The organism is Cereibacter changlensis JA139 (assembly GCF_003034985.1).
In the GTDB taxonomy this organism is placed as follows: Bacteria; Pseudomonadota; Alphaproteobacteria; order Rhodobacterales; family Rhodobacteraceae; genus Cereibacter; species Cereibacter changlensis.
Map to the genome: position 1 here is coordinate 1 of NZ_PZKG01000046.1, position 12,348 is coordinate 12,348.

A 12,348-nucleotide genomic window follows, 5' to 3' on the forward strand; every position below is an offset into this window, starting at 1 on the left:
GCCATGGGAGCGGTCAGATGCGCCGGGGGTGTGTAGGGCGTCGAACGGTCTCCGCCACGCGCGCGCCGCCGCGCGCGGGCGCGCTGCGAGCCGCTGACCACGAGGGCCACCGCGGAGGCGGCCGGAACCAGCCCGGACAGGGCGGAAAATGCGAGTGTCATGGGAAATCCTCATCAGGAAGCAACAGCCGCGGGGGTGCGGCTGACGGAAGGTGCATCAGCTGAGGAGGACGGGCGGCGCGCGGGAGGGCGGCAGGCGGACGGCGCTGTCGGGCCGGCAGGGGGTGACTGGCGGCAGGGCGAGCGTGCTGCAGCCGCTTTCGGGGCGATGCGCCAGGGGCGGCGCGCTGTCGGGCAGGCCGAGCGGTTTCGGCGCCTTCGCCTCGGGCCGGACCATGGCCTGGAACCGGTCCGAAGCGACCAGCACGGTCTGGACATGCGCTGCCACCTGTTCCGGCGCCTTGGCCCGGGCCGCCGACGGCCCCTGCCCCACCACCAGCAGCGCCGCCAGGAACAGCCGGGCGGCGAGCAGCAGGGTAAGGAAAGGGCGGGTCTGGCGCGACATGCTGCGGAAGATGCGCCAGCCGGCGCCAAGGATCAACAGCGATGTTCGCGGCTCACGAAGCCGCGATCTCGGGCGGCCCGGCCAGCGGCAACCGGATGCGCAGGCTCAGCCCCGGCCCCGCGTCGGCCACTTCCACCGAACCGCCATGCAGCCGCACGATCGCCGCGACGAGGCTGAGGCCCAGCCCGCTGCCCTCGCTGTTGCGGCTGCGCTCCAGCCGGTAGAAGCGGCGGAACACCGCCTCCTGCTCGGCTGCCGGGATGCCGGGGCCGTTATCGGTGACGCTCAACAGCGCCTGCCCCGGCAGCGCCTGAAGCGTCATGCGGATCTCGGCCGGCGCCGGGCAGTGGCGGAAGGCGTTCTCCACCACATTGCTGATCGCCTGGGCCAGGAGATCGCGGTCGCCCGAGACGGTCAACGGCACGGTCTCGCAGGTCAGCCGGTGGCCCAGATCCTCGGCCACCGGCTCCAGCATCTCCTGCAGGTCCGAGAGCAGCCCTCCCAGATCCAGCGGTGCGAAGCGGGGCCGCGCGCCGCCGCCCTCCAGCTGGGCGATACGCAGCAGGGCGTTGAAGATCTGCACGATCCGGTCGCTCTGCTCCATTGCCGCGGTCACCTCGGCAGCGGCGTCGGACGGCAGGTCGGAACGCAGGGTCAGCGGCTCCAGCCGGGCGCGCAGCCGGGTGATCGGGGTGCGCAGGTCATGCGCCACGTCGGAAGAGACCTGGCGCAGGCTCTCCACCGTCTGTTGCAGCTGGTCGAGCGTGGCGTTCACCGCGCGTGAGATCCGGCCGATGTCGTCGCCGCCCGCCTCGGCGGCGCGCTGCGCCAGATCGCCCACCGCGGCCCTATCCAAGACCTCGCTCAGCCGGGCGATGCGCCGCTCGGCCCGCCAGGCGAGCGCCAGCGCCACCGCCACCGCCAGCGCGATGGCGAGGCCGAGCCCCAGCGCCACCGATTGCAGCACGATGCCCTGCACCTCGTCCAGGGCCGAGGTCTGCCGCGCCGCCATGATCCAGCCCGCCGGCAGCTTCACCCCATAAGCCGAGAAGCCCAGCCCCTGCGGCGCCTCGCGCCCCGGCAGCAGCAGGTCGCGGCCCGAGACGAGGTCGCGCGGCCCGGTGAAGGGCTGGCGCAGGCTGAAATTGCCGAAGACGATGCGGCCGGAGTTGTCGATGAAGAGATAGAGATTGGCGAAATCGCGGGTGGTGGCGATATTGGTGGCGATCTGCGCGTGCAGGTCGATCAGCCCGGCCACCTGATAGGTCGCCCCCAGCGATTCCGCCATCTGCCGCGCATCGGCCCTGAGCCGCTCCTGCAGCGCGTTGGTCAGCAGCGAGAAGGACACCACCCCCGCCAGCAACGTCGCGCCGACGAAGATAAGCGCCAGCCGCGCCGCCAGCCGCAGCGAGGAGGAGCGCATCAGCCGGGTGAGCGGCGCGTCGCTCATGCCTTCAGCATGTAGCCCGCGCCGCGCACCGTGTGCAGCAAGGGCTTGTCGAAGGGCCGGTCGATCTTGGCGCGCAGCCGGCTGATGTGGGTTTCCACCACGCTGGTGTTCGGGTCGAAGTGGAAATCCCAGACAGCCTCCAAGAGCATGGTGCGGGTCTGCACCCTGCCCGCGCTGCGCATCAGATGCTCCAGCAGGCGGAACTCGCGCGGCTGCAGCTCGATCTCGGTCCCGTCGCGGCTGACCGTGCGGCGCAGAAGGTCCATCGTCAGGTCGCCGACCCTGAGTTGGTCGCGCGCGCCCTCCTGCATCGCGGGACGGCGGGCCAGCGCGCCGAGCCGCGCCGAGAGCTCGGAAAAGGCGAAGGGCTTCACCAGATAGTCGTCGGCCCCGGCCTGCAGCCCCTCGACCCGGTCGTTCACCCCGCCCATCGCCGTCAGGAACAGGATCGGCGCCTTCATCTGCGCCGAGCGCAGCGCCTTCACCAAGGACAGCCCGTCGAGCCCCGGCATCATTCGGTCGATCACCATCAGGTCGTAGGGCTGCATCGTGGCGCGCACCAGCGCGTCGCGGCCGTCGGCGACATGGTCGACGCTGTAGCCCTCGGCCGTCAGCCCCTGCCGCAGGAACTCGGCGGTCTGGCTGTCATCTTCGGCAAGCAGGATCTTCATCTCGGGGTCCATCCTGACAGGGTGACGGCCTGGGCTTGCCGCCACCTGTCCGCAATCTCACTGATCGGTAAGCTAATGGGTTAGCCGCGCCGGCGCATCCCCCGATCACGAGACCCCATCACGAGGCTGAGAGCTTACCGAATGGTAAACCGGCGGTAAGCCGGATCACAGGCTGCGGCGCCATCTTCGCTGCCAAGGCCCCCGCTGGCCGTCCCTTGCAGGAGATACCGCAGATGTTGCTACCCTCTATCCGTTCCTCGCTGAAAGCCGCGCTTCTGGCCAGCACGATCGCCACCGCCGGCGTCGTCAGCACGGCCCCGGTCCATGCCGCGCCCTTCGAGGGCTATGCCGATCTGGTCGAGCAGGTCTCGCCCGCCGTCGTCTTCATCGAGGTCACCGCCAAGTCGAAAGAGCCGGCCGGCCCGGCGATGAGCCCGCAGATGGAAGAGTTTCTGCGTCGCTTCGGCCAGATCGACCCGCGCTTCCGCATGCCCGAGGCCCCGCAGAACGAAGGGGTGACGCGCGGGCTCGGTTCCGGCTTCCTGATCTCCGCCGATGGCACCATCGTCACCAACAACCATGTCGTCGCCGACGCCACCTCGATGAAGGTGAAGCTGCAGGACGGCCGCGAATTCACCGCCGAGCTGGTCGGCACCGATCCGATGACCGACATCGCGGTGATCCGGCTGAAGGACGCCGAGGGCCTGCCCTTCGTCGAACTGGATGCGGCGGACGACCTGCGGGTCGGCGACGCGGTGGTGGCGGTCGGCAACCCCTTCGGGCTGGGCGGCACCGTCACCTCGGGCATCGTCTCGGCGGTCGGGCGCAACATCAACTCCGGCCCCTATGACGATTACATCCAGACCGACGCCGCCATCAACCGCGGCAACTCCGGCGGGCCCCTGTTCGACACCGAGGGCAAGGTGGTCGGCATGAACACCGCGATCTACTCGCCCTCGGGCGGGTCGGTAGGCATCGGCTTCTCGATCCCGGCCTCGACGATCCAGACCGTCGTCGCGCAGTTGCAGGAGACCGGCTCGGTGTCGCGCGGCTGGCTCGGGGTGCAGATCCAGCCGATGACGACGGATCTGGCGCAGGCGCTGGGGCTCGAGTCGACCGACGGCGCGCTGGTGGCCGCAGTGCAGCCCGACAGCCCGGCCTCGGCCAGCGAGCTGCAAAGCGGCGACGTGATCACCGCGGTGAACGGCACGGCGGTGACCGAGAAGCGCAGCCTGCCGACGCTGATCGCCGCGATCCCGGCGGGCGAGACGGCGAAGCTTGCCGTGCTCCGTAATGGCGAGGACCGCACGGTCGAGGTGAAGATCGGCGAGCTCTCGCCCGAGAAGCTGGAGATGGCCGCGGTGGAGGATGGGGCCGACAGCTCCTCCGCACCGCTGGGCGTGACGGTGGAGCCGCTGGCGCCGGAGCTGGCGCGGCAGCTGGGCCTCGACCCTGAGGCCAAGGGCGTGGTGATCAGCGAGGTCGCCGCCGACAGCCCGAACGCCGACCGGCTGACCCCCGGCGACGTGATCGAGGCGGTGGCCGGCAAGCCGGTGGCGACGCCCGAGGCGCTGGCCAAGGCGCTGCGCGAGGCCGAGGGCGACATGGTGCTTTTGAAGCTGAACCGCCGCGGCGCGGCGCTGTTCGTCGGGGCCGAGATCGCCAGCTCCTGACCTGAGCTTCGAGCCTTGCGGCGGCCGCATCCCCCGGGGTGCGGCCGCCCTTGTTTGGGCGCGTCATTCCGGCGCGGCGCGGGGATTGCCTCTGCCCGCCCCTCCCGGCAAGATGCACGCGGAGGAGGCCCGGCAGAACGCCGGGGCAAATGAGGGAGGACTGCCATGGCGCGGATCACGCTGACCGGAACACTCACCTGTCCGAACGAGGACGACGCCGACGCCGTGGCGCGTTACGTTCAGGAGCATATCGACCTGAGCCGCGCCGAGGCGGGCTGCGAGAAATTCGACATCACCCCGACCGACGACCCGCTGGTCTGGCAGGTCGACGAGATCTGGACCGACCGCGCCGCCTACGAGGCGCATCTGGCCCGCACCCGCGGCTCGGTCTGGTTCGTCATCGCCCGCGACGTGCGCCGCGATTTCGAACTGACCGAGGCCTGACCTGCCGCCGACCGGGGCGCCAGACGCTCCGGTCGGCCGCGGCGGCTGGACATTCCCGGCGCGGGGGGCGATGAGATGCGTCCCAGACGCCGGAATATCCCATGACCCAGGTCCACCGCCCCTTCGCCGCCGCCCTCTGGATGGTGGGGTCCATCACCGCCTTCACCACGATGGCCGTCGCCGGCCGCATGGTCTCCGGCGCGCATGACACCTTCGAGATCATGACCTGGCGCTCGCTGGTCGGGCTGATCCTGGTGGTCTCGGTCGCAGGCGCCGCCGGACGGCTGGGCGAGATCCGCACCGACCGGCTGGGCCAGCACCTGCTTCGGAACCTCTTCCATTTCACCGGGCAGAACCTGTGGTTCTACGCGCTGGCGCTGATCCCCTTGGCGCAGCTGATCGCGCTGGAGTTCACCTCGCCGATCTGGGTCATCCTGCTGGGCCCGATCTTCCTCGCCGAGCGGATCACCCGGGTGCGCGCCTTCTGCGCCCTGCTGGGTTTCACCGGCATCCTGATCGTCGCCCGGCCGGATTTCGGCCATGTCGACCTCGGCGTGCTGGCCGCCGCCGGCTCGGCCATCGGCTTCGCCGGCTCGATCATCATGACCAAGGCGCTGACCCGGGGCGAGAGCATCGTCTCGATCCTGTTCTGGCTGACGCTGATGCAGCTCTGCTTCGGGTTGATCTGCGCCCTGGCCGACGGCCAGATCGCGCTGCCCACCGCCGAGACCCTGCCCTGGCTCGCCATCATCGGCTTCTGCGGCGTCACCGCGCATATGTGCCTGACCATGGCGCTGTCGCTGGCCTCGGCCAATATCGTGGTGACCATCGACTTCAGCCGCCTGCCGGTCATGGCGCTGGCCGGGATGCTGATCTTCGGCGAGCCGTTGAATTCCCTCGTCTTCCTCGGCGGCGGGCTGATCCTTCTGGCCAACTGGATCAACATCCGGGCCGCAAACCGGGCGGCGCGGCAACAGCCGGTCGGCGCCGGAACCGTTACGCCGCGTTACTGATTGACCGGCGTTCGGCGCACGGACAGTCTTCAGCCTCAAGATCGACACCAGGGGGGAACTTCATGAACAAAGCCGCAATGGCTGCCGGATTGCTCGCGCTCGGCGCGAGTGGTGCGTCGGCGGGCGATATCGAGCGCTCGACGCAGAGCGTCGCCATCCTGTTCGAGGAAGGCCGCTACGCCGAGGTGAACCTCGGCTTCGCCATGCCGGATGTCAGGGGGTCCGTCGGCGGTCTGGACTCCGGCAACATGGCGGGCGATTTCGCGACCTTCTCGCTGGGCTACAAGCAGCCGCTCGGCCCCGACATGGACGTGGCGCTGATCATCGACCAGCCGATCGGCGCGGATGTCGAATATCCTTCAGATCGCATCTACCCCTTGGCGGGCACCACGGCGGAACTGCGCTCCAATGCGGTGACGGCTCTGCTGCGTTACAAGCTGCAGAACAACGTCTCGGTCTATGGCGGTCTCCGGGCGCAGTCGGTGAAGGGCACGGCGCATATCCTGTTCAACACCTTCTCACCTTCGGGCGTCATCGACTACAACCTTGAGACCAACACCGACTACGGCTTCGGCTATGTGCTCGGCGTGGCTTGGGAAAAACCCGAGATCGCCGCCCGGATTGCGCTGACCTACAACTCGGCCATCGACCATACCCTCTCCGGCACAGAAACGCCGGTTCTCCCTGGCTTCGACAGCGAGAGCGACTTCGAAACCACGGTGCCGCAGTCGATCAGCCTCGAGTTCCAGACCGGCGTTGCACCCGACACGCTGCTCTTCGGCTCGGTCCGCTGGGTCGAATGGTCGGAATTCCTGATCGACCCGGCAATCTACCAGCAGGTCTTCGTGGGCGTGCCGCTTGTCGGCTATCGGTCCGACCGGACCACCTACACCCTCGGCCTCGGCCGCAAGTTCTCCGACAGCTGGTCGGGTGCCGTCACCGCCTCCTATGAGCCCTCGACCGGCGATCGCACCGGCAACCTCGGACCGAACGATGGCTTCAAATCGATCGGCATCGGCGCGACCTACACCCGTGACGCGATGAGGATCACCGGCGGTATTCGTTACGTCAAACTGGGGAGCGCCACGACCAACATCGACGCCGAATTCGACGACAACGAAGCCGTCGCCGTCGGCATGCGGGTCGCCTACAACTTCTGAGGACAACGCAAGCGGCGCCCTCGCGGCGCCGCTTGCGCAGCTTCCGGGTCGCGGGACTGCCCTCGACCTGCTACGCCCTGCGGGATGACCCCTCCCGACAGGACCGCCGCATGACCGCGCAGAAATCCCTCTCTCCCCGCGCCTGGACCGAGCTGCTGCTCCTTGCCTGCATCTGGGGCCTGTCCTTCGTGGCCAACCGCGCCGCCCTGCAGGAGGTCGGCGTCGCCACCACCGTCGCCTTCCGCGTCGCCGGCGCCTGCCTGATCCTCTGGCTCTGGGTCGTGGCGCGCCGCCTGCCCCTGCCGCGCGCGCCGAAGGTCTGGGCGGCCTTCCTCGTCATGGGGCTGCTGAACAACGTCATCCCCTTCTCGCTGATCACCTGGGGCCAGCTGACCATCCCCTCCGGCCTCGCCGCCATCCTCAACGCCTCCACCGCCATCCTCGGCGTGCTGGTGGCCTCGCTCTTGTTCCGCGACGAGAGGTTGACGCCGCGCCGCATGGCCGGGGTGCTGCTGGGCTTCGCCGGGGTCGTCACCGTGATCGGCCCCGAGGCGCTGCTCCGGCTCGACCTCACCTCGGTCTCGCAGCTGGCCCTCCTCGCCGCCGCCCTCTCCTACGCCCTCGCCGGGGCCTTCGCCCGCAAGGCGCTGACCGGCCTTGCGCCGCAGGTCGCCGCCGCCGGGATGCTGACCGGCTCGACGCTGGTCATGCTGCCCGCGGCCCTCTTGATCGACGGGCCGCCGAGCCTTGCGCACAGCCTGCCGATCTGGGCCTCGCTCGGCTATCTCGCGGTGATCTCCACCGCCGTGGCCTACCTGCTCTACTACCGGGTGCTCGCCATGGCCGGCGCCGGCAACCTCAGCCTCGTCACACTGCTTGTCGCCCCTGTCGCCATCGTCGCAGGCGCGCTGATCTTCGACGAAGCGCTGCCGCTGCGCGCCTTCGCCGGCTTCGCGCTGCTCGGCCTCGGGCTGCTGACGCTCGACGGGCGCATCCTGCGCATGTTTTCGCGTGAACTCGGTCCCGCCCCGCGCTAACAGGGGGGCCGAGGCACGAGGGGGCAGTCCATGATCTATTCTTCCGCAACGGATTGGCGCGCATCGCGGGAAAAGCGCGTCCTGCTGTTCGGCATGTCCGGCCTCGGCAAGACCCATGTCTCGAACCTGCTGCGCGACAGCGGCGGCTGGTTCCACTACTCGGTCGATTACCGCATCGGCACCCGCTACATGGGCGAGTTCATCGCCGACAACTTCAAGCGCGAAGCGATGCGCGTGCCCTTCCTGCGCGAGCTTTTGATGACGGATTCCGTCTACATCGCCTCGAACATCACCTTCGACAATCTCGCCCCGCTTTCCACCTATCTCGGCAAGCCCGGCAACCCCGAGAGGGGCGGCCTGCTCTTTGCCGAATACCAGCTCCGGCAGGACCAGCACCGCGAGGCCGAGGTCCGCGCGCTCTTGGACACCCCCCGTTTCATCGGCCGCGCGCATGACATCTACGGCTACGACAATTTCGTCTGCGACTCTGGCGGGTCGATCTGCGAGGTGGTCGATGCCGACAACCCCGCCGATCCGGTGATGACCGCGCTGTCGCAGAACCTGCTGATGGTCTGGATCAAAGGCTCCGACAGCCACACCGACGAGCTGATCCGCCGCTTCGACCGCGCGCCGAAGCCGATGTATTACCAGCCACAGTTCCTGCTCGAGGCCTGGACCGCCTATCTCGCCGACCATGACGTGACCGAGGCCGAGGTCGATCCCGATGCCTTCGTGCGCTGGACCTATGCCCGCGCCCTCACCCACCGCCAGCCGCGCTATGCCGCCATGGCGCGCTGGGGTCTGACCGTCACCGCCGAAGAGGTCGCCTTGGTCCGCGATGCCGCAGGTTTTACCGATCTCATTGCCCAAGCGCTGGAAACCCGCCAGACCACCGCCTAGATACGCCGCCCGCCCCGAGGAGCCGCCATGCCGATCAAGCTGCCCGAAACCCTGCCCGCCTTCGACGTCCTCCGCCGCGAGGGCGTCATGGTCATGTCGCCCGAACGGGCGGCGCGGCAGGACATCCGCCCGCTGAAGATCGCGCTCCTCAACCTCATGCCGAAGAAGATCCAGACCGAGAACCAGTTCGCCCGGCTGATCGGCGCGACGCCCTTGCAGATCGATCTGCATCTGATCCGCATGACCGAACACCAGACCCGCAACACCGCCGCCGAGCATATGGCCGCCTTCTACCGCCCCTTCCAGGAGGTGAAGGAAGAGAAGTTCGACGGCCTGATCATCACCGGCGCCCCGATCGAGCACCTGCCCTTCGAGGAGGTCACCTATTGGGACGAGCTCCGCGAGGTGATGGACTGGACCCAGAGCAACGTGCAATCGACCTTCGGCGTCTGCTGGGGCGGGATGGCGATGATCAACCACTTCCACGGCGTGCACAAACACATCCTCGACCACAAGGCCTTCGGCTGCTTCCGCCACCGCAACGTCGATCCCACCTCGCCCTACCTGCGCGGCTTCTCGGATGATTTCGTCATCCCGGTCAGCCGCTGGACCGAGATGAAGCAGGACGAGATCGACCGCGCCCCGGCGCTGCAGACCCTGCTCGGCTCCGACGAGGTCGGCCCCTGTCTGGTGGCCGATCCGGATCACCGCGCGCTCTACATCTTCAACCATTTCGAATATGACAGCGACACGCTGAAACAGGAATACGACCGCGACGTGGCCAATGGCGTGGCGATCAACGTGCCGCGGAACTACTATCCGGATGACAATCCCGCGATGCCGCCGCTCAATCGCTGGAGAAGTCACGCGCATCTTCTATATGGCAACTGGATCAACGAAATTTACCAATCGACACCGTATGACATTGCCGAAATTGGTCGCTAGCCTCGTCGCCGCGACAGTCGTTCTTGGTGGCTGCGCCGCCGCCGTCGATACCAGGGCATCCCGCCGCGAAGCGCTGGCCGAACAGCTCTATCCGCCGACCGGGCAGCTGTTGCAGGTGAACGGTCGCACGGTGCATGCACATGTCGAGGGTCAGGGCCCCGATCTGGTGCTGATCCACGGCGCTTCCGGCAATACCCGCGACTTCACCTTCAAGCTGGTCGACCAGTTGAAGGACCGCTACCGCGTCATCGCCTTCGACCGCCCCGGCATGGGCTGGTCGGACGACATGGGAGCTGAGGGGCTGAGCCCGCTGGTGCAGGCCGACGTGCTGCGCGCCGCGGCGGACCAGCTGGGGGTGAAGAACCCGCTGGTGCTGGGTCACAGCTACGGCGGGTCGGTGGCGCTGGCCTGGGGGCTGCGCGCTCCGGGCGACACCGCCGGGCTGGTGATCGTCTCCGGCGCCTCGATGCCCTGGCCGGGCGGGCTCGGGGCGCTGAACGCCGTCACCGCCTCGGATTTCGGCGGGGCGACCATCGTGCCGCTGCTGACCGCCTATGTCGCGCCGGAACGGACCGAGCCGGTGGTGGAGGCGATCTTCGCCCCGCAGGCCGCGCCCGAGGGCTATGCCGAATATATCGGCATCGGCCTGTCGCTGCGCCGCGACAGTTTCCGCACCAACGCCAAGCAGCTGTCGAACCTGAAGCCCTATCTACAGCTGATGATGCCGAACTACGCCAAGCTGCCGATGCCGGTGGAGATCGTCCACGGCACCGGCGACACCATCGTGCCCTCCAAGGTGCATGGCGAGCCGCTGTCGAAGCTGATCCCGGGCGCGCATCTGACGCTGCTGCCAGACATCGGCCATATGCCGCAGCATGTCGCCGCCCCCGCGGTCATCGCCGCCATCGACCGCGCCGCCGCGCGGGCCGGATTGCGCTGACCGGGCCAATCGCCATACTTGCGGGACCCAAGGGAGACTGCCGATGGACCTGCCATTCGACGCCGCGATCAGCCACTTCTACCGCAAGGAAGCCCCGAACTGGCTGCGCGAAGCCATCGAGGGGGCCGACAAGCACGCGATCCTCGCCAGGGACTACCCCTATCGCGAGAGGCTGAAGCGCAAGCTCTACGACGCGCATATGGAGGCGCTGCAGATCCAGCTCGCCCGGCTGCAGGCCGATGTGAAGGAGACCGGCAAGCGCATCGTCGTGGTCTTCGAGGGGCGCGACGCCTCGGGCAAGGGCGGCACCATCTCGGCCATGCGCGAGAACCTCAATCCGCGCGTCGCCAATGTCGTGGCCTTGGCGAAACCCTCGGACCGCGAGGCGACGCAGTGGTATTTCCAGCGCTACATCGACTGGCTGCCCGCTGCCGGCGAGATCGCGCTCTTCGACCGTAGCTGGTACAACCGCGGCGTGGTCGAGCCGGTCTTCGGCTTCTGCACCCCGGCGCAGCGCGAGCATTTCTTCTGCCAGTTGCCCTCCTTCGAGGAGATGCTGGTCGAGGAGGGCATCATCGTCGTCAAGCTCTGGCTGAACGTCGGCCGCGCCGAACAGCTGCGCCGCTTCCTCGCCCGCGAGCAGGACCCGCTGAAACAGTGGAAGCTCAGCTGGATCGACATCGAGGGGCTGAAGAAATGGGACGAGTATACCGAGGCCATCGAGGAGACGCTGGCGCGCAGCCACAGCTTTGCGGCGCCCTGGACGGTGATCCGCTCGGATGACAAGCGCCGCGCCCGGCTGGCGGCGATCCAGACGCTGTTGGTGAAAGTGGATTTCAAGGGTCGCGACCTGAAGGCGATCGGCGCGCCCGACCCGGCGATCTGCGGCGGGCCCGGGCTCCGCAGCGATGACGGCCGGGACTCCGGCCGGGAATGACCAAGCGCGGCTACCATCACGGCAACCTGCGGCAGGCGCTGGTCGAGGCGGCGCTGGCATTGATCACCGAGAAGGGGCCGCAGGGCTTCACCCTGTCCGAAGCCGCCAAGGTGGCCGAGGTGACGCCCGCCGCCGTCTACCGGCATTTCGCCGGCCGCGAGGATCTGATCGCCGAGGCGGCGCGGCAGGGCTACGACATCTTTGCGGCGCTGATGGAATTCGCCTATGACGACGGCAAGCCCTCGGCGCTGGCGGCCTTCGAGGCGACGGGCCGGGCCTATCTCGCCTTCGCCCGCAAATATCCCGGGCATTACATGGCGATGTTCGAAAGCGGCCTGTCGATGCAGGCCAATCCCGATCTGGCGCTGGCGGCACAGAAGGCGCGCGACGTGCTGGAACGGGCGGCGGCGCGGCTCTCGGACCATATCCCGCCCGAGAAACGCCCGCCCGCAGCGATGTTCTCGGCGCATATCTGGGCGATGAGCCATGGCGTGGTGGAGCTCTTCGCCCGCGGCCCCGCAGCCCGCTCGCCCTTCCCGCCGGAGGATCTCCTGGAGGCCGGCATCGGCATCTACCTGCGCGGCCTCGGCCTGCTGCCGCCGGATCGCTAGGCG

Annotated in this window: 13 protein-coding genes; 10 read left to right on the forward strand and 3 right to left on the reverse strand. The window is 68.5% G+C overall.

Annotation, left to right across the window (positions count from 1 at the left end):
* Window positions 1-216: 216 nt before the first annotated feature.
* The 3 genes from C5F48_RS11540 to C5F48_RS11550 are packed head-to-tail and all read right to left on the reverse strand — an operon-like array spanning window position 217 to window position 2,685.
* Window positions 217-600, reverse strand: a complete 384-nt coding sequence (locus C5F48_RS11540; RefSeq protein WP_107664066.1) for a hypothetical protein — start codon at window positions 598-600, stop codon at window positions 217-219.
* Between the two features lie 16 nt (window positions 601-616).
* A complete protein-coding gene (locus C5F48_RS11545; RefSeq protein ID WP_107664067.1) occupies window positions 617-2,014 on the reverse strand; it encodes a HAMP domain-containing sensor histidine kinase in 1,398 nt (465 codons plus the stop codon).
* A complete protein-coding gene (locus C5F48_RS11550) occupies window positions 2,011-2,685 on the reverse strand; it encodes a response regulator (protein ID WP_107664068.1) in 675 nt (224 codons plus the stop codon). The genes C5F48_RS11545 and C5F48_RS11550 overlap by 4 nt, the downstream gene beginning before the upstream one ends.
* Window positions 2,686-2,918: 233 nt before the next feature.
* Here C5F48_RS11550 and C5F48_RS11555 point away from each other — a divergent pair, with 233 nt between their 5' ends.
* From C5F48_RS11555 to C5F48_RS11600, 10 genes are all read left to right on the forward strand, one after another.
* Window positions 2,919-4,358 (forward strand): Do family serine endopeptidase, encoded by a 1,440-nt coding sequence (locus tag C5F48_RS11555; RefSeq protein ID WP_107664069.1) that lies wholly within the window; start codon window positions 2,919-2,921, stop codon window positions 4,356-4,358.
* 165 nt (window positions 4,359-4,523) lie between these two features.
* Window positions 4,524-4,802, forward strand: a complete 279-nt coding sequence (locus tag C5F48_RS11560; protein WP_107664070.1) for a putative quinol monooxygenase — start codon at window positions 4,524-4,526, stop codon at window positions 4,800-4,802.
* Between the two features lie 101 nt (window positions 4,803-4,903).
* A complete protein-coding gene (locus C5F48_RS11565; protein ID WP_211314587.1) occupies window positions 4,904-5,815 on the forward strand; it encodes a DMT family transporter in 912 nt (303 codons plus the stop codon).
* 62 nt (window positions 5,816-5,877) lie between these two features.
* Entirely contained in the window at window positions 5,878-6,975 is a 1,098-nt protein-coding gene (locus C5F48_RS11570; protein WP_107664071.1) for an OmpP1/FadL family transporter, read from the forward strand.
* A 110-nt stretch (window positions 6,976-7,085) separates the two neighbouring features.
* The gene (locus C5F48_RS11575; protein ID WP_107664072.1) at window positions 7,086-8,012 is read left to right on the forward strand and encodes a DMT family transporter; all 927 of its coding nucleotides are present in this window, start codon (window positions 7,086-7,088) and stop codon (window positions 8,010-8,012) included.
* A 30-nt stretch (window positions 8,013-8,042) separates the two neighbouring features.
* A complete protein-coding gene (locus tag C5F48_RS11580; protein ID WP_107664073.1) occupies window positions 8,043-8,912 on the forward strand; it encodes an ATPase in 870 nt (289 codons plus the stop codon).
* A 27-nt stretch (window positions 8,913-8,939) separates the two neighbouring features.
* Window positions 8,940-9,857 carry a homoserine O-acetyltransferase MetA gene (gene metA / locus C5F48_RS11585; RefSeq protein ID WP_107664074.1) on the forward strand — a complete coding sequence of 306 codons (918 nt, stop codon included), beginning with the start codon at window positions 8,940-8,942 and terminating at the stop codon, window positions 9,855-9,857.
* Window positions 9,832-10,797 (forward strand): alpha/beta fold hydrolase, encoded by a 966-nt coding sequence (locus C5F48_RS11590; protein ID WP_107664075.1) that lies wholly within the window; start codon window positions 9,832-9,834, stop codon window positions 10,795-10,797. The genes metA and C5F48_RS11590 overlap by 26 nt, the downstream gene beginning before the upstream one ends.
* Before the next feature lie 43 nt (window positions 10,798-10,840).
* Window positions 10,841-11,734: a polyphosphate kinase 2 gene (gene ppk2 / locus C5F48_RS11595; RefSeq protein ID WP_107664076.1), complete on the forward strand. Its 894-nt coding sequence runs from the start codon at window positions 10,841-10,843 to the stop codon at window positions 11,732-11,734.
* Complete coding sequence (locus C5F48_RS11600) at window positions 11,731-12,345, forward strand: TetR/AcrR family transcriptional regulator (RefSeq protein WP_107664077.1); 615 nt, start codon at window positions 11,731-11,733, stop codon at window positions 12,343-12,345. Before ppk2 ends, C5F48_RS11600 begins: the two co-directional genes overlap by 4 nt.
* The last annotated feature ends 3 nt before the right edge of the window (window positions 12,346-12,348 follow it).